This window comes from Tetragenococcus halophilus (assembly GCF_001712815.1).
Taxonomy (GTDB): Bacteria; Bacillota; Bacilli; order Lactobacillales; family Enterococcaceae; genus Tetragenococcus; species Tetragenococcus halophilus.
This window is the reverse complement of sequence record NZ_CP012047.1, coordinates 1,123,943-1,141,834: the sequence shown is the minus strand read 5'-3', so window position 1 is coordinate 1,141,834 and position 17,892 is coordinate 1,123,943. Positions and strand designations below refer to the sequence as shown.

Below are 17,892 nucleotides of genomic sequence, written 5' to 3'. Positions count from 1 at the left end.
AGTTATGCAAGAAAAATTAAAAGAGATAAAACAATTTTGGGATGATTTTGCTAGGGAGTATACAGACATCCAAGAAGAATCACAACTAACTATTCAAAAAGATGTGCTCGATTTTTTTAAAAAGCAAGGAATTTTACCGCAAAATAATTTACTAGATTTGGCGGGAGGAAGCGGGAAGTATATTCCCTTCTTTATTTCCCAGCTACAAAATTATGTGCTAGTAGATTTATCTTCTGAAATGTTAAAACTTGCTTCAAATAAGTATCCTTATAACAATTTAAACTTGATTGAAAGTAGTCAACAATCTTTTTTACAGCAAACAAAAGATCATACTTTTGATATTGTTTTTAGTGCTATGAATCCGGCATTGACTTTACAAACGCAATTAAAAGAAATGATAAGGGTTGCTAGAAAATATGTCTGTATTCTACGGCTAGTAAAAGAAGAAGACCAATTATTTTCACCAATTGAAGAAAGACTATACGGTAAAGCAGAGCATTTAGCTTGGATGTCTACTTATAAAAGTTGGTTTAAAAATGCCTACCAAAGCAAAACTTTTCATTATGTAATAAGTGAAACGATCAGTAAACACTTCTTTTATTCGTATTTTAAAGACGAATTGCCTAATGATGAACTAGAAAAAGCAATTGCGAGCTTGTTTCAGGATGAAAAAGAAGTTGAAAATACCACCTATTACACTTTTGAATTGCTTTACTGTCGCCTAGAAAAGCAAAAAGCTGAGTGAGGTGAAACAATGCGTTTTGTCGATCTACTAGATAAAGATCAGAAAGTTCAGGTCAGAATTTTGGCGTATTTTTTGCAACATGCAAAAACCATTAAAATGAAAGATCTTAATGATTATATGGATGTTTCCTACCCAACATTACAAAAGGAAATCACAGCTCTTGCGGATAGATTGCATCATTTTGAGATAAGTGCAGCGTTAAGTAGAAAAGATAGTGATTTTTTACAATTAAATTTACCCGATGATTTTTCTGTTAAAAATTTTTTGTATAGCTATTTAAAACAAGCGATAAATTACCGTTTGCTCGTTAGCGTTTATCAAGAAAAAGAGTTAACTGTAACTAAGCTAGCCTTGGATAATAATTTGAGCGAGGCTTCAATTTTTAGACGTTTAAAAGTGATCAATCAGTTGTTAGGGGAATTTAACTTACAGTTTAAAAATAAAAAACTATATGGCAGTGAGCTACAAATTCAATTTTTTTATTTTCAACTTTTTAATGGTGCCATCCCCGAAAAGCGCTTAACCACCTTGATGACGAATCAGGCAATTAAAAATTTGATACACGTTATTGAAAGTCATTTTCAGTTACAATTTAGCAAAAAACAAAAGCATATGCTCAGCTTACATCTACATATTTTGCAGCAAAGGCTAGACTATAGAAAAATGCCTAAACGTGAAATCTCAGAGGATATGCTAAGACAAATAGAACAAGATCATTTTTATCAAGAGCTAGATAATATTTTCAAACGATTTTTAAGTCGTTTTGCTTTAGCGGCAAGTGGGTATGAAGCGGTTTATTTGTATCTTTTTTTTATTACTGAAGGGCTTTTACCACAAACAAGTCAATGGTGGAAAAAATCATCTTTTATTCAGCATTTTTTAACAATCGATAAACAAATTTATCAAACAATTACCAAAGCAAAAATGTATGATCCTACTTTTGCTAGTTTTCTTTTACAAAATCATGTGAAAGTGACTTTTTATGAGGGAGAAATTAACTTTAACCATAACAATCAATTACTTTTGTCCGATATTGATTTTCAAGCGATGAATCAATGTATGTCGCTTATTGAAAAAAATTTATCCCGTGAAGTTTCAAATGCTCAATGGGAAATGCTTGATCATTCCTATGGTTTGATTTGGGATATCCATCAAAGGCGACAACAAAAAGAAGTTTTGGTGGGGGTAGTGGATGACGGTTCACTATATGCCGAGGAAATTTTTCGTTTTACTAAACAGACTTTAGCAGGCATGTCTCATGTTACAGTAAAAAAGGCTAAAAAAAGAACTTACGATTTGCTGATTGCTTCTGATGATTTAGATATACAAGCATTTAATTATCAAAAGCTTTATCTTTTAACAGGCGCTTTATCCTCATTTGAAAAAGAACGTTTAGAACAAGCTGTAACAACGATTATTCAAAAAAAGTAGAAGGGCGGTAACGCTATGCGTGTTGTTATTATTGGCGGATCTCATGCGGGAATTGCAGCTGCCAGACATTTAAAAAAAGTCAATCCTAATGTTGAAGTGTTGATGCTCGAACGCTCCAATGTTTTAGGCTATATTGGAAGTAGCTTAAATCTTTATTTAGAAGGGACGATTGCTGATTTAGATGAAGCTAAAACCGCCACTGTCTCGCAACTAATGTCTGAAAATATCAATGTATTTATTGATACAGAAGCGATCGATATAGATACTGAAAAAAAAGAAGTCGTGGCTTTAACTAAAATAGAGCAAGAACCAACAAAAGACCATTTTTCTTATGATTATTTGATATTAGCGATGGGATCTAGTCAGTATCAAACGGGACTTTCTTTACAAAGCGATCGTGAAATTACAAATTATAAAACTTTAGAACAAGCGCAACAAGCAATCGACACTTTAAACAAAGTAAATAAAATTGCGATTATTGGTGCAGGTTTAATCGGATTTGAATTGGTAGAGTCCTTAACCAAGTTAAGAAAAGAGATCTATTTGATCGATCGTATGGACAATGTGTTATTTCGTTATTTTGATGAGGAGATTACTCAGAAACTACTGACAAAATTACCGGATAATGTCCATATTATTTTAAATAGTAATGTAAAAGAAATTCAATTAGACGCAAGTGAACGTGTGTCAGGAATTACTTTAACAAACGGACAAAGGATTTTTTGCGATGCAGTTGTTTTTGCCATCAATCCTAGACCTAATGTATCTTTAGTTGAAGGTGAGTTAGCGATTAACATGGATGGGACGATAACAACTAATGAACACTTACAAACTTCAGATCCTTTTATCTATGCTGTAGGCGATTTGGTTTCTATCAACTTTAACGAAACGGCTTCTTCCATTTATGTTCCGCTGGTCACTAATGCTTACCGTAGCGCTATGATTGCTGCTTCCAATATTTTATTAGCGGAAAAAATTGCTTTTCCCAAAGTACAACGTACGATAGTAACAGAACTTTTTGGCTCTTACTTTGCTAGTGCGGGTGTCAATGAAGAAGAAGCGCCTTTTTATGGTCTTAAGGTTGCTTCGTTAACTAAAACCTATACTCAACAACACTTATTGGCAGAAAACGGTACTTTCGAACTCACTTTAAAATTGGTTTTTGATGCTAAGAGTCAACAGATTCTGGGTGGACAACTGATGACAAATCAACGGGATCAAGTAGAAGTGGTCAATACTTTATCAAGCTTGATCACTATGCAAGCTAACTTAAATCAACTGAGTACCATGGACTTTTATTTTAATCCTAAGTTCTCTCTTCCTTTACATTTTTTAAATGATTTGGCAATGGAAGCACTTATCAGGCAATAACTTTATTATTTTGATTAGAAAAATGACAATGATGCTGATTATTTTTTCTTAAATTCATCGATTAAAACTTGTTTCGCAAATTTTCTTAGTTTACTATTAAGGATTGAACAAACAAAAGATAGGAGAAAGTCGATGAATAAAAAAGTAATCAGCGGGGTCGTTTTTTTTATTTTTTGTGTCATCGTAAGTTTTGCTATACAGCTAAAAAGCAGTACTTTATACAATCAAGCTGTCGCAAAAATCGATCAAGTAGAAATAAGTAATCATCAACAAGAAATTAGCGCAACAAAAATGAATGGAAAGGATAAGGGAGATATTGTTCATTTAACAGCTGACTATCGTAAAAACGAATTAGATACAATTGATTATTCTAAAGGCGAGCAAGTCTTTTATTCGCATAATAAAGTGGACGAAAAAAAACGTGATGGTTATGTCTTTTTTATGATAGCTTCCTTACTGTTTACCTTAATTTTTGTGGGGGGAAAGTCGGGCGTCACTACTTTTATCAGTGTTGTTTTAAATAGTGCCGCCTTATTTTTAATCGTTAACGTGTACCGCAGTTATACAAATCTCTCTCTGGTTATTTTTACCGCGATTTATACGGTGCTTTCTATAGCTATTACTTTATTTCTTATTGATGGGATTAAAAAAGATAGTTTACAAAAGTTTTTTGCAACACTTTTAACCGTTTTTAGCGCTTTTTTTATTTGTTTTATCGCAATGGAATTTTTTCAGGATGAGGGATTACGCTTTGAAGATATGGGTGTTTTGACTCGACCGTATCGTCCGATATTTTTATCTGGTTTATTAGTGGGGGCAATAGGTGCTTCCTTAGACACTGTCGTTTCAGTGGTTTCGACGCTAGAAGAAATCGAACGTAAAAATCCTGCAGTGACGCTTAATCAGTTAGTTCGCTCAGGCAAAAGAGTCGGTCAAGATGTCAGCTCGACCATGGTTAACGTCCTCATCTGTTCTTATTTCAGTAGTGCGATCCCTATGATGTTAGTCTATTTGCATAATGGCTGGCTTTTTGGGGAAACCGTTAGTATGCTACTATCTTTAGAAGTTGTACGAGTACTGTGCGGTGGTTTTGGCATTTTGCTTTCTATCCCATTTTCACTTCTTTTCTTTCAATTAAGTAGAAGGGGGGTACGACAATGAATGTAATCTCTAGTTTATTACTTGTATTTATCTTATTAGTTGTTTTAATTTTAGGAAGATCGTCTTTCTTTGTATTGAGCGGCTTGTTTATGAATATTTTGTTGTTTTTTCTTTTGATTTTTTGTCTACATTTGGGTCTTTCAGTTTATCTAGCAGCCCTTGCTTATATTCTTTTAAATAGTTTGATTACCTTAGGATATGTGAACGGGTGGAATGAGAAAACGAAAGCGGCTTTTTACAGTTTGATATTGTTTTCTTTTATCGTATCTTTAGTATTTATTCCTTTTATTCAAAAAATATCAATTTCAGGCTTTTCTTCTCAAGAATTAGAAGAGCTTGCAGCGTTTAATTTGAATGTCCCTGTCTCCTTCACTCAATTGAGTGTTTCGGTTATTCTCATTGGTGTTTCAGGAGCATTGATTGATGGAAGTATGTCGATTGCTAGTTCCACCGCGGAAATTTTTCATCAACGTTATCAAAAGCTAGATGTAAAAATGTTGTTTAAATCCAGTATGTCAGTGGTCAGAAGTATCCTAAATTCAACAGTCAATACATTATTATTCGCCTTTATTAGTACAGGATTAGCCCTTATTTTTTGGTATCAAGACCTAGATATCCCTTGGTATGAAATGATGAACTCACAAGCTTTTGTTTTTGAATTTGCCGTGGTTATTCTTTCAAGTATTAGTGTTGCATTCATATTGCCTTTTACAAGTATCATTACTTGTTATTATTTACTAAAAAAATCAAGCTAAGTGTTTCATTCAAATAGACATCAATTGTTTTCGTAAAATTATTCCTTTTTAAGTTGACAAAAGGACATTTTTGCTATATTTATAGGTTAGTTAAATATTATAAATTTAGCACTTATTAAAATCAGAAGAAGTGGTGAATAAATGAGCTACCTGGATCGAGACGTTTTCTTTAAAGCACCTCAACAAATTCTACTAGGATTTGCGGGTATTATTTTAGCAGGGACTTTTATCTTAATGTTGCCTTTTGTTACACGAAGCGGTCATAGTACAAATTTTTTGGACGCGCTCTTTACTGCTACTTCTGCGGTATGCGTTACGGGCTTAACCACAGTTTCGACTATCGGACATTGGAATATGTTTGGTCAAGCGGTTATTTTACTTATGATTGAAATCGGTGGTTTAGGTTTTATGTCTTTACCGGTTCTTTATTTTACGCTCACCAAAAGAAAAATAAATTTAAGTATGCGTATGATTTTAAAAGATTCCTTGAACACCTTTGATATGTCTGGGACAGTTAGCTTAATGCTTGCAATTTTGCGGATAGCTTTTATTATTCAATTTTTAGGCTTTTTGTTACTAAGCGTAGACTTTATTCCGCGTTTTGGTTGGGGAAAAGGACTTTGGTACAGTTTTTTTCATGCGGTTTCTAGCTTCTGCAACGCTGGTTTTGATCTTTTTGATAATAGTGTAATCGGTTTTCAAAACGATCCTTGGGTTTTAATGGTCATCAGTTTTCTAATTATCGCAGGAGGACTTGGTTTTATCGTATGGCAAGATTTATTAAAGAATAAGTCATTAAGAAAATTAAGATTGCACAGTCAGATCACATTAAAAGTAACAGGGTTATTATTAGTGTTAAGTAGTATTTTCTTTTTCTTTACGAATACCGTTGGTTCAAATCCTTTATCGAGGTTATCCAATGCTTTTTTCTTAGCGGTCACGCCACGAACAGCAGGATTTTTTTCTATTGATTATGCAACGATGAGTCATGCGGGTCTTGTATTAACGATGATATTAATGTTTATTGGTGGAAGTTCGGGTTCTACTGCGGGAGGCTTTAAGACCACAACATTAGGCATCATTTTGATTAAATTGTATAGTGTGATAAGGGGACGTTCAAAGGCGCAATATAAAGGACGCACGATTAAAGAAAACACAATCTCGCAAGCGTTTATGCTATTTTTTATCTTTTTAATCATGATAATAAGTAGCACAATGATTTTGTCTGTTACTGAAACAATCCCTAATGTTGATCAGTTAGGGCTAGAGTATATTGTCTTTGAAGTCATCTCTGCTATGGGAACGGTCGGGTTAAGTTTAGGCTTATCTGCGCATCTGACTTGGATCGGAAAATTAGTGCTTATTTTCTTGATGTTTATCGGCAGAGTAGGGATTTTAACAATGATCTTTTCGACGATTAATCAAGCGCATAAAAGGAAAACGAATTATAAATATCCAGAAGAGAGTGTAATTATTGGATAAAGCTTAGGAAAAACTAGAGAAGCGACAATGATTAATAGAAGCATCTGAATTACTCAAAATAGTAAACGAGATGTTTCTATTAATTTTTTACAACTTTCAAAGAAATGCTTTTGCTATAAAGAAATAAACTTTATACTAAAATATAAGGAGATTTAAAATGAAAACCCCATTAACAACACAAATGGAAGAAACGCTTTATTATTATATTAGAGAAAATGGTGCTGTAGTTGTCGAAGAAGTCACGATGCCTGAAGAACAAGGAATCGTCGATACGCTTAGCTGTCATTTAAATAATCAGCAACAATTCGAATGGCGCTGTTATGAACTAAAAGTGAGCAAATCGGATTTTCGCTCCAATGCAAAACTTTCGTTTATTGGCCATTATAATTATTTTGTTTTGCCAGAAAACCTATACACAATGGTAAGTGAAGAAATTCCTTCTCATATCGGCGCTTTAGTTTATCACCCTTACTTGTCAGATGATGTAGGTGCTCCTGGTTTTTTTACGACTGAGAAAAAGCCCAAAAAACAAGTTTTGCAAGTCGATGAGCAGGAATTACTCTATCGTTTAATCACCTCACAAGCACGAGAAGTAAATAAAGCTAAACAAACAGCACGTGGTTTGCGCGTATTTGGGACAAAGCAACTTTATCAAGAGTTGAAAAAACGTCAGCCAGAGTACGATTTGTTTGGCGGCGGCGTAAATTACTATGATCGTTTTATTGAAGAAACACAAAGTCAAGCTGTAGAAGTGCTAAAAGAGGAACTAGAAGCAACCCGGTCTGCATATTTTCAATTGGAGCAACGCTTTTTAGAGGAGAATGAATAATGTATTACCCTTATTTCAGAGGAAAGCAATTTGATCTATTAGCCTTGCGAGAACTGATAGAAAAAGGGTTATTATCTGAAAAAATTCAGCCTATCATTGAACCAGTAAAAAATACCGCTACTTTTCAAAAATTTTTATTAAGCGCTCAAAACTACCAACATCCTATTTATTTGATTCAAAATCCACAGTTAGGCGAGTTTAATACAGAAACAGGAAATATTAAATTAGAAACTTTTCCAGCAAGAAAAGCCAGTGTTGTTAGCCAGGCACTAGAAACAATGACGCAAAGGTCTGAAATGTTAATTATTGATCAGCCTTCCATTGCTTTAGCCAGTGATTGGGAAAATAATCAAAAAAAAGTATTAGTCCCACCTGAGTTTCGTTTGCTAAATAAAATAAAAGGGGACAAAATTCTTTCCTTAGATCATTTTACTCGCTTACCAAGTCTTAATTTTTATCAAGAATGTCCTGATGAATTGTTTTCAACAGATTATTTAAACTACCAAAAAAGAGGTTTTGTAGGATTTAGTGATTTTTCAATCGATAGTCGTATCTATTATGAGAAGGGCTATCCCTCTCCGATATTAAGTTTACATCTCGTTTATTTTTTTCAAGATACACTTCGCATCCACCATTTTCTATCATCAGAAGAAGGAGTAACACAAAAAGAGAAATTTTTAGTATTAATGGAAGAAGTAAAGTCTTGGTGTCATCTCTTAAGCAGTGAACAACTCACTTTAGGGTTAACGATCTTGTTTGATTATGCTGATAAAGAAAAGTTTCCTGGTATGGGAGTTATGCGTAAAGCTTCTGTCATGCATCATATGGAATTAATGAGCCGTTATTTGCAATAAGTATAGAAAAATGTTTCAGGCTTTTAAATTTACTTATGTAAACGTCGATGTTATATTGTAGGTGTATAATAAAAAGGGAGATGAAAGAAATGAGAAAGAGGAAAGCATTGCCATTTGTTACTTTATTCACTTCTGTGCTATTGTTAGGTGCTTGTAGTAATAATGAAAATGATCAACAAGAACAACAAGCAGGCAGTACAGCAGAAAGTACCGAAATGAGCCACATGGATGATTCTGGCCATCATATGGAAGATTCAAGTGGACACATGGATCACGGCAGTATGGAAATGGAGCACAACCGCAATGAAGATGAACCAGAAGATATGCAAGATGCAAGCAATCCGCAATATTCAGTGGGGGATAAAGTAGAGGTTACTGATGCGCATATGGATATTATGGAAGGTGTTACAGCGACCATTACTGGTGCTTATGATACCACCTTGTATCAAGTAACATTTACACCTGAAGATAGCGATGAACCGATGGAAGATCATAAATGGGTGGTAGCAGAAGAGATGGCTTCTGATGATGATAATGAAGATTATGAAGAAGGAGACGAGGTAACTCTTACTGCTGATCATATGGCAGGTATGCAAGGACAAAGCGCTGAAATCACTGGGGTTCATGAAGGACCAGCTTATATGATCGATTTTGAACCAGCAGACGGAAGTGAAAAATTTACCAACCATAAATGGGTGACAGAAGACGAGTTAGGACCAGCGGATGAAGAATAATAACCTAGTGAGTGAATGAAATGAATTATTTGTAGCGTTTTTTCTGATTTGTTAGAGTATAAGTAGAGCTTAAAACAGCTTAATTGGAGCAAGGAGGAAATAACCATGGAAACATATGATAAATTATTTTATGACGGCAAATGGCAAGATGCACAATCCAATGATTATTCAGATGTTATTAATACGGCAAATGAAGAAGTGATTGCTAAGGTGGTCAAAGCCTCTCATAAAGATGTAGATCAAGCAGTCGCAGCTGCAAAAGCGGCTTTTGAACAATGGAATAATACTTCTCCTGAAACACGTGCGAAATATATTGAAAAAATCAAAAAGGGTATAGAAGATCGTCAAGACGAAATTGCTGATACCATGGTAAAAGAGTTAGGCGCTTCTAAAACATTTGCTCAAAATGGCCAAGTGCCACAATCATTAAATGAAATTCAAGGGACGCTAGACGAATTTAAAGACTTTAATTTTGAAGAAGAAGTCGATAATGCGACAATTATTAAAGAAGGTTATGGTGTAGTTGCTTGTGTGACACCTTGGAATTACCCAATGAACCAAATTCAACGTAAAATTACACCCGCTTTACTTGCAGGAAATACCGTTGTGGTAAATCCGGCAACGAATACACCACTTACCGCAATTATCTATGCAGAAATTATTGAAGAAGCAGGATTACCAAAAGGCGTCTTCAATTTAGTAACGGGTAGCGGTAGTGATACAGGGGATTACTTGACCAAGCATCCAGATGTAGCTGTGGTCTCCTTTACTGGTTCAACAGCTGTCGGTAAGGGTCTATATGAAAATGCTGCAACTTCAGTGAAAAAATTAGTTCTTGAATTAGGCGGTAAATCTCCTATGGTTTATCTCAAAGGCGGCGATTTACAATTAGCTGTAAGATCAGCTGCAAGTACTGTTTTAGATAATCAAGGTCAAACTTGTTCGGCACTGACTCGCTTATTAGTTCCAAAGGATGAACTTGAAAGAACGAAAGAAGTTATCCAAGATTACTATAAAGATATTAAGGTAGGCGATCCATCTGAAGACGATACACGAGTAGGACCTATGGTGTCTGAAGATCAAATGAATACTGTTTTGGATTACATTCAAACAGGTATAGATGAAGGAGCAAATGTATTCCTTGGAGGCAATCGGATCAACCGCAAAGGATACTTTGTCGAACCAACTGTTTTTACAGATGTTACGAACGATATGACGATTGCCCAAGAAGAAATTTTCGGCCCCGTTTTAGTTGTTATCACTTATGATACACAAGAAGAAGCTGTTAAAATTGCTAATGATTCTTCTTATGGACTATCTGGTGGTGTCGTAGGACCAGAAAAAGAAGCCATGGAAGTTGCTCGTCAACTAAGAACAGGAAATATAGCAATCAACGGTGGTTCCCGTACACCAAAAGCACCATTTGGCGGATACAAACAATCAGGTATCGGCCGTGAAAACGGGCTTTATGGTTTAGAAGATTATTTAGAAGTCAAAGCTTTATTTAAATAATTTCATTAGCCGAAAATACGCTAAATGACAATAATATGTTATTTAGCGTATTTTTCTTTTTTTATATTACAAAAATGTAGTAAATAAAATAAAGAAATTATTTTATGGAGGGAAATGTATAAGTACGTTAGACAATAATAATGAATATGTCATTGTCGGTGGCGGTATGGTTGCAGGTTATACTGTAAACGGTATACGAAAAAAAGATATGAATGGTTCTATTTTTGTCGTTTCAAAAGATGCAGATGTGCCTTAAGTAAAAAATTATGGTTAGACGGTGAAATTACGGAAGAAAATATAAGAATCAGAGCAGAAGATCAACCCAATGTAACTTTCCGATTTAATATGACAGCGAATAAAATCGATCGCAATAATAAAGAGATTCAACTAGGTGATGATGTCGTTGTCCATTACGATCAATTGTTACTTGCCACAGGTGGTGAAACCAATGACAATTGACGGACCAGATGATCCGCATTTGATTATGTTTAGAGATTGGTCAGATTACCGCAAATGTTTGTTAAAAGAAACGATGGCACAATTGTATACTTCTTAAAAGAAGAGCAATAGGTTGGCGTTTTAGTATGGAATGTAGCAGTAGATTTAGACGATGTCCGTGATTTATTAGCATATCCACCTGCTAATAAAGAGGATTTAGTTGGTTCGATCAAAGATTAGATCTCAGAAAGTCGCAGCAAAAAAAGAAAGTCTCTAGACAAACAAAAATTTTTTTGCTATAGTATAAAAGAACGCAAATAAAAAAACAGGTTGAGCGCAAGCTTTCAAGACATGTCTTCCAAGGGTGAGGAAGTCTTTGTTTGCTTACGCTTTTTTATGTTTTTATAAATGAACTAGAAAGGATGAAAAAAGTGAAGCTCTATCAACAACCAAAAGAGCAAGTTATGGAGGATTTTCAGGTTGATTTAGAAAATGGGTTAACTGATGAACAGGTAACGCAACAACGTGAAAAATACGGTGAGAATAAACTGCCTGAGAAAAAAGAAGATCCTTATTGGAAAGTTTTTCTTAAAAACTTTAAAGAACCTATCGTAATTGTATTAATGGGGGCAATTGTTTTGTCGCTATTAAATGCTTTTCATGATATTCAGATCCAAGGAAATATGGAAACTGGATATGAGTCCCTATACGAAGCAGCCGCTATTTTTATATTAATTATTATTAATGCCTTTCTAGGGTTTTGGCAGGAAATTAGTGCTCGTAAAAGTTTAAATGCTCTAAAAGAAATGAATAGCCGACATACTACGGTGTTACGTAACGGGAAATGGCAAACTATTCCGGTTAACGAAATGGTTGTAGGCGATGTTGTAAGTAACCAAGTCGGCGATTTTGTAGAAGCAGATATTCGTTGGTTGGACGTCAATGAACTTCAAGTGATTGAATCCCATTTAACTGGGGAGGCTGACGCGATCGAAAAAGACACGGAGGCTATCAGTGAAGACGTCGAACTTGGCGATCGGACTAATATGGGCTTTTCTGGTTCTACAGTTTCTAACGGCCAAGGGGTTGGTGTTGTTGTTGCGGCAGGCGCAAATACCGAATTAGGTAATATCGCGCAAATGATCGAATCTGTTGAAACAAAACCATCTCCACTTCAAAATACCGTTAATAGACTAACAAAAACTCTTATGGTAGTTTCTGGAATTATTGTCATCTTTACCATTATTACAGGAATTATTCAAGCAGGTGAATTAAGCTTTGAATCGATTGGTTCCGTTCTTTCTACTTCGATCGCGCTGGCTGTTGCATCTATTCCAGATGCGTTACCAGCTGTTTTGTCAATCGTACTAACTATCGGTGCTAGTTCCATGGCTAAAAATAAAGGTTTAATCAAGTCATTAAACAGTGTGGAAACTTTAGGGGCGACTTCATATATTTGCTCTGATAAAACAGGGACCTTAACGAAAAATGAAATGACCGTTGTGCAATATTATGCTAATGGCCATAAATATGAAGTTAGTGGACTAGGGTATAATCCTAATGGTGAAATTAAAAATCAAGATAATGACGATCCAGTCGCTACATCAAAAGCCTTCTTATATGGCGCCGTATTATGTAATGATTCTTCCGTTCAAGAAAATGACAACGGAGAGTATACGCCTCTTGGAACGCCAACGGAAGTTGCTTTGACTGTATTAGGGAAGAAAGTAAATATTAGTCGTGAAAATTTACAACAAGACAAAGAAATTGTCCGCACACTACCATTTTCAAGTAGTCGAAAAATGATGAGTGTCGTTGTAAAAGAAAAAAGTGGTAAGTATACCTTATATATCAAAGGTGCCCCAGATGTTATGATCAATCGAAGCAGTGGCATTCTAAAAGACGGCGAAGTTGATCAAACAGAAGAAGAAAAAAATAACTTTATGTCTATCGTTGATGATTACGCTGATGATGCTTTACGTACATTGGCTGTTGGGCAAAAAGAGATTACCGAAGATGAAGCAATGAATGGTACAACAGACACATTAGAACACTCTTTCGTATTAACTGGGGTTGCAGGAATTATTGACCCATCACGTGAAGAAGTGAAAGTATCTGTGCAAACCTTGCATAATGCTAACGTTGAAGTAGTTATGATTACAGGAGACCACGAGAAAACAGCTCGAGCTATTGCCTATGATTTAGGTATTGTTGATAGTAAATCTGCTCCTGTTGTTAAGGGCGTGGAAATTGAAAAAATGTCCGACGACGAATTGTATGAAACCGTAAAAGAAACAAATGTTTATGCTCGTGTATCGCCAGAACACAAACAACGTATTGTTAAACAATTACAAAATTATGGTCAAATTACCGCTATGACGGGTGATGGTGTAAATGACGCTCCTGCATTGCGTGTCGCAGATATTGGTATTGCAATGGGTGTTGCCGGAACAGAAGTAACGAAAGATTCGGCAGACTTGGTTCTATTAGACGATAAATTTACTACCATTGAAAATGCCGTTAAAAGTGGTCGTACCATTTATGGTAATATTAAAAACTTCATTCGTCACGAATTGACAACCAACGTAGCTGAAGTGTTATCTATATTGATTGGTTTACTATTTTTCACTCAAACCATTGGCAATGTACCTGGAGCTACACCTACGCTATCAGCTTTGATGGTTTTATGGGTGAACATGATCAGTGACGCCGTTCCGTCCTTTTCTCTAGGTTATGACGTTCCCGAAGCAAATATCATGGAAGAATCTCCACGTGATCCGAACGAATCTGTATTAGCTAACTATACTTGGTCTCGTGTATTAATTCGTGGTTTCTTTATGGGATTATTGGTATTTATAGCATTCCTTTGGGCTGCGCATCAAGGAATGGGAAGTAGCCAAGCACAAACAGTCGCTTTCTTAACCTTAGTTTATGGTCAACTGTGGCACGTTTTTGATGCTCGTAGTACGAGAACTTTATTTGAACGTAGTCCATTTGAAAATAAATACTTGGTAGCTGCTGTATTGTTTGCTGGAATTACTTCTTTCTTAGTAACAATTATCCCATTCTTTAATACAGTTATGGGAACAGCACCACTTGATGGATACGTTTATCTAATGGTTTTATTTATTCCTGCAATACCTACACTTATTTTGTCAGGAATCAAAGAACTATTTGGCGTAAAGATTTGGTAAAAAAGTTTGCTAAAAAGCATGCGGTGACTAAAATCACTGCATGCTTTTTATTTATAAATAAATAACGAATACGTTTTTAAAAGGTGATATTAATATTAGGATCGTTATAAACAGCTTTTTTCCAAAGGTGTATGAGACACTTTATAAATAAAATTCGTTTTTAAAAGTTGTTGACAGTAGAAATAAAAACTTTGATAATATAATTGTTAAAAAAAAGAGTGGAGGAGATTTTTATATGGAAAAAGACCCTATGGCTAAAAATGGATTAGATTCTTATCAAAGTAGTCGTAACCAAAATGTTGGTAACAATCCAGAATTACAAACAAATGCTGGAGCTCCAGTTTTCAACAATGACAATACGATGACAGCTGGAGAACGTGGTCCTAGTATGCTACAAGACGTTTGGTTACTCGAAAAACTTGCTGATTTTAACCGTGAAGTGATTCCTGAACGTCGTATGCATGCCAAAGGATCGGGTGCCTTTGGAACTTTTACAGTGACACATGATATTACTAAGTATACCAAAGCTGAAATATTTTCTGAAATTGGTAAACAAACGGAAATGTTTGCTCGTTTTTCTACAGTTGCCGGAGAACGTGGTGCTGCAGATGCTGAACGAGACATCCGTGGTTTCGCATTAAAATTCTATACAGAAGAAGGAAATTGGGATTTAGTTGGCAATAATACTCCTGTGTTTTTCCACCGAGATCCAAAGCACTTTATTGACTTGAATCGTGCGATTAAAAGAGACCCTAGAACAAATATGAGAAGTCCTAACAATAACTGGGATTTTTGGACGTCATTACCTGAGTCATTACACCAAGTAACCATTACCATGAGTGATCGAGGAATACCCTCTTCTTACCGCTTTATGCACGGGTTTAGTTCTCATGCTTATAGCTTGATTAATGCAGATAATGAACGAGTTTGGGTAAAATTTTATTTCCGTTCTCAACAAGGAATACAGAACTTAACCGATCAAGAAGCAGATATTGTTAACGCAAATACTCGTGAATCCCATCAAGCAGATCTATACAATGCCATTGAAGAAGGAAAATATCCTAAGTGGAAAATGTACATCCAAGTGATGACCCAAGAAGAAGCGAATCAATTAGACTATAATCCTTTTGATTTAACAAAAGTTTGGTACAAAGAAGATTTCCCTCTAATGGAAGTTGGAGAATTTGAATTAAATAAAAATCCAGATAATTACTTCCAGGATGTGGAAGAAGCATCATTCAACCCGGCAGCACAAGTACCGGGGATTGGCATTTCGCCAGATCGTATGCTACAAACTCGCGTCTTTGCTTATCAAGATGCCGCACGCTATCGGATTGGTGTAAATCATCATCAAATTCCGGTTAATGCTCCGCGAGGTGTAAAAAATCCTCATCCTTATAGTCGCGATGGACAAGGACGGATGGACGGAAATCTTGGTAGTGAAGTTCATTATACCCCTAATAGTTACGGAAATTATACAGATCATAAATTTATGGAAGAACCAACAATGCAAGGTGGAGATGTAAAAAATTATGACTTTAGAGAAGATGATCATGATTATTATACCCAGCCTGGCATGCTTTTCCGCCGTATGACAGAGGAACAACAACTTGTATTATTTGAAAACACGGCTCGTAATATGGGTGATAGTACTTTACAAATCAAGCACCGTCATATCAATAATTGTTATCAAGCAGATCCAGATTATGGCGCAGGTGTGGCTAAAGCATTGGGAATCGATCTCAAAGATGTTGATTTAACACCGACACCTCGTGATTCAGAAGAAGCTAACGACAAAGCAAATGCTAGAGGTCACAAAGATTTGAATGTACCCACAGAGCCTGCTATGCCGGAAACTGCAAAAGATTTAGGACCTGAAGGACGCGATACTAACGTAGAAGATCCTTTCTATTTGACTGATCCTATGAACGATCCATTTTTATTATAATGTGAAATAATTTTTGCAAGAGTATAGGCTGCTAATAAAATAGCGCCTATACTCTTTTAGTTTTACTAACTATTATAATGCATAATTTTTTATCTTTATGTACTTTTTTATTACAATAGAAATAGAAACATTAAAGAGAAAATCAGGAGGGTTAAAATGAGTCAATTACAAAATAACAATAGCTATGAATATGTGATTGTTGGTGGCGGTATGGTTGCAGGTTACGCAGTTAAAGGTATACGTCAAGAAGATACAGATGGTTCTATCCTACTTGTCTCAAAAGACGCGGATGTTCCTTATGAACGTCCTGCTTTAAGTAAGAAATTATGGTTAGATGATGAATTTACAGAAGAAGATATTCGAGTAGGCGCAGAAGATTATCCTAATGTTAGTTTTAAATTTAATACAACAGTAAACAAAATCGATCGAGAAAATAAGAGTATACAGTTAGGTGACGATAGCGTCGTTTATTATAATAAATTATTACTAGCAACTGGAGGCGAACCGATAACTATTGATGGAGCAGACGATAATCATGTAATTGTCTTTAGAGACTGGTCCGATTATCGTAAATTGCGTCAATTTAGCGGAAATAATAGACACGTTATTCTTATTGGTGGCGGCTATATTGGAAGTGAAATTGCAGCCGCACTGGCACAAAATGATACACAAGTGACAATGGTCTATCTGGAAAATACTTTAGGTGAAAATCAATTTCCAGAAGAAATTACTGCTGAATATGAAGGTACTTTTAAAAAGAACGGCGTTGAACTAATTAGTGGTAAAAAAGCTGAATCCTATCAACGTGATGGCGAGCAATTGGTGGTTACCTTAGATGATGGTTCACAAATCAAGGGAGATACCATCGTCGTAGGTTTAGGCGTCTCACCAAGAATTGAACTTGCAAAAGCAAGTAGATTAAAATTAGATGGAGATGGCGTTGAAGTAGATGAATATCTACAAACTAGTGATTCTGCTATCTGGTCAGCTGGAGATATTGCTTATTACCCTGATAAAATCTTAGGCTATCAAAGAATTGAACACGTAGACCATGCGAGAAATTCCGGTGAGCAAGTAGGCAGAAATATGGCAGGTGCGCATGAGGCTTATACGCATACCCCTTATTTCTACTCCAATATATTTAATATTTCATGGCAAGCAATCGGTACAATGGATCCAACATTGCCACAAATCTTTGATAAAAGAGAAAATGGAACGATTGTTTACTTCTTGAAAGATGACCAACTTGTAGGTGTTTTAGTTTGGAATGTTAATGTAGATTTAGATGATGTACGAAATCTATTAGCAAATCCTCCTGCTGATAATGATCAATTGCTTGGATCTATTAAAGAAAAAGCTTAAGAACAAAGGAGACAAACAGTTTATCCATTTTTTATTGGATAAGCTGTTTTTTTATCAAAATAAATTGAATGAATAA

Annotated in this window: 13 protein-coding genes, 1 pseudogene and 1 other annotated feature; all 14 genes and pseudogenes read left to right on the top strand. The window is 35.4% G+C overall.

Going from position 1 to position 17,892, the window contains the following annotated elements:
• Positions 1 to 4 precede the first annotated feature (4 nt).
• The 14 genes and pseudogenes from AC806_RS05365 (at position 5) to AC806_RS05305 (ending at position 17,816) form a co-directional block, all read left to right on the top strand.
• Entirely contained in the window at positions 5 to 745 is a 741-nt protein-coding gene (locus tag AC806_RS05365) for a class I SAM-dependent methyltransferase (protein ID WP_061840248.1), read from the top strand.
• A 9-nt stretch (positions 746 to 754) separates the two neighbouring features.
• A complete protein-coding gene (locus AC806_RS05360) occupies positions 755 to 2,176 on the top strand; it encodes a helix-turn-helix domain-containing protein (RefSeq protein WP_069028943.1) in 1,422 nt (473 codons plus the stop codon).
• Between the two features lie 15 nt (positions 2,177 to 2,191).
• Positions 2,192 to 3,547, top strand: coding sequence for an FAD-dependent oxidoreductase (locus AC806_RS05355; protein WP_061840245.1), 1,356 nt, complete (start codon positions 2,192 to 2,194; stop codon positions 3,545 to 3,547).
• A 132-nt stretch (positions 3,548 to 3,679) separates the two neighbouring features.
• Positions 3,680 to 4,708 carry a YibE/F family protein gene (locus AC806_RS05350; RefSeq protein WP_069028942.1) on the top strand — a complete coding sequence of 343 codons (1,029 nt, stop codon included), beginning with the start codon at positions 3,680 to 3,682 and terminating at the stop codon, positions 4,706 to 4,708.
• On the top strand, positions 4,705 to 5,463 hold the full coding sequence (locus AC806_RS05345) for a YibE/F family protein (RefSeq protein WP_069028941.1): 759 nt from the start codon (positions 4,705 to 4,707) through the stop codon (positions 5,461 to 5,463). Before AC806_RS05350 ends, AC806_RS05345 begins: the two co-directional genes overlap by 4 nt.
• 141 nt (positions 5,464 to 5,604) lie before the next feature.
• Positions 5,605 to 6,945: a TrkH family potassium uptake protein gene (locus AC806_RS05340; RefSeq protein WP_069028940.1), complete on the top strand. Its 1,341-nt coding sequence runs from the start codon at positions 5,605 to 5,607 to the stop codon at positions 6,943 to 6,945.
• Between the two features lie 157 nt (positions 6,946 to 7,102).
• Complete coding sequence (locus AC806_RS05335; RefSeq protein WP_069028939.1) at positions 7,103 to 7,774, top strand: hypothetical protein; 672 nt, start codon at positions 7,103 to 7,105, stop codon at positions 7,772 to 7,774.
• Complete coding sequence (locus tag AC806_RS05330; protein WP_069028938.1) at positions 7,774 to 8,628, top strand: sce7725 family protein; 855 nt, start codon at positions 7,774 to 7,776, stop codon at positions 8,626 to 8,628. The genes AC806_RS05335 and AC806_RS05330 overlap by 1 nt, the downstream gene beginning before the upstream one ends.
• Positions 8,629 to 8,717: 89 nt before the next feature.
• On the top strand, positions 8,718 to 9,362 hold the full coding sequence (locus AC806_RS05325) for a YdhK family protein (RefSeq protein ID WP_069028937.1): 645 nt from the start codon (positions 8,718 to 8,720) through the stop codon (positions 9,360 to 9,362).
• Between the two features lie 105 nt (positions 9,363 to 9,467).
• On the top strand, positions 9,468 to 10,874 hold the full coding sequence (locus tag AC806_RS05320; protein WP_069028936.1) for an aldehyde dehydrogenase family protein: 1,407 nt from the start codon (positions 9,468 to 9,470) through the stop codon (positions 10,872 to 10,874).
• 118 nt (positions 10,875 to 10,992) lie between these two features.
• A pseudogene (locus AC806_RS11715) lies at positions 10,993 to 11,388 on the top strand (FAD-dependent oxidoreductase); the annotation flags it as partial.
• 252 nt (positions 11,389 to 11,640) lie between these two features.
• Positions 11,641 to 11,686 (top strand) — a sequence feature (sodium ion sensor (DUF1646 type); this cis-regulatory element may regulate processes involved in with the transportation of sodium ions).
• 57 nt (positions 11,687 to 11,743) lie between these two features.
• Complete coding sequence (locus AC806_RS05315; protein ID WP_069029392.1) at positions 11,744 to 14,506, top strand: cation-translocating P-type ATPase; 2,763 nt, start codon at positions 11,744 to 11,746, stop codon at positions 14,504 to 14,506.
• A 235-nt stretch (positions 14,507 to 14,741) separates the two neighbouring features.
• Entirely contained in the window at positions 14,742 to 16,454 is a 1,713-nt protein-coding gene (locus AC806_RS05310) for a catalase (RefSeq protein ID WP_069028935.1), read from the top strand.
• 156 nt (positions 16,455 to 16,610) lie between these two features.
• The gene (locus AC806_RS05305; protein ID WP_061840232.1) at positions 16,611 to 17,816 is read left to right on the top strand and encodes an NAD(P)/FAD-dependent oxidoreductase; all 1,206 of its coding nucleotides are present in this window, start codon (positions 16,611 to 16,613) and stop codon (positions 17,814 to 17,816) included.
• Positions 17,817 to 17,892: the final 76 nt, after the last annotated feature.

What these genes read in the sequence shown, in the direction of transcription:
- AC806_RS05355 (WP_061840245.1), top strand. Translation starts at nt 2,192, where the DNA reads ATGCGTGTTGTTATTATTGGCGGATCTCATGCGGGAATTGCAGCTGCC.
- AC806_RS05325 (WP_069028937.1), top strand. Translation starts at nt 8,718, where the DNA reads ATGAGAAAGAGGAAAGCATTGCCATTTGTTACTTTATTCACTTCTGTG.
- AC806_RS05340 (WP_069028940.1), top strand. Translation starts at nt 5,605, where the DNA reads ATGAGCTACCTGGATCGAGACGTTTTCTTTAAAGCACCTCAACAAATT.
- AC806_RS05365 (WP_061840248.1), top strand. Translation starts at nt 5, where the DNA reads ATGCAAGAAAAATTAAAAGAGATAAAACAATTTTGGGATGATTTTGCT.
- AC806_RS05345 (WP_069028941.1), top strand. Translation starts at nt 4,705, where the DNA reads ATGAATGTAATCTCTAGTTTATTACTTGTATTTATCTTATTAGTTGTT.
- AC806_RS05335 (WP_069028939.1), top strand. Translation starts at nt 7,103, where the DNA reads ATGAAAACCCCATTAACAACACAAATGGAAGAAACGCTTTATTATTAT.
- AC806_RS05320 (WP_069028936.1), top strand. Translation starts at nt 9,468, where the DNA reads ATGGAAACATATGATAAATTATTTTATGACGGCAAATGGCAAGATGCA.
- AC806_RS05310 (WP_069028935.1), top strand. Translation starts at nt 14,742, where the DNA reads ATGGAAAAAGACCCTATGGCTAAAAATGGATTAGATTCTTATCAAAGT.
- AC806_RS05350 (WP_069028942.1), top strand. Translation starts at nt 3,680, where the DNA reads ATGAATAAAAAAGTAATCAGCGGGGTCGTTTTTTTTATTTTTTGTGTC.
- AC806_RS05360 (WP_069028943.1), top strand. Translation starts at nt 755, where the DNA reads ATGCGTTTTGTCGATCTACTAGATAAAGATCAGAAAGTTCAGGTCAGA.
- AC806_RS05330 (WP_069028938.1), top strand. Translation starts at nt 7,774, where the DNA reads ATGTATTACCCTTATTTCAGAGGAAAGCAATTTGATCTATTAGCCTTG.
- AC806_RS05305 (WP_061840232.1), top strand. Translation starts at nt 16,611, where the DNA reads ATGAGTCAATTACAAAATAACAATAGCTATGAATATGTGATTGTTGGT.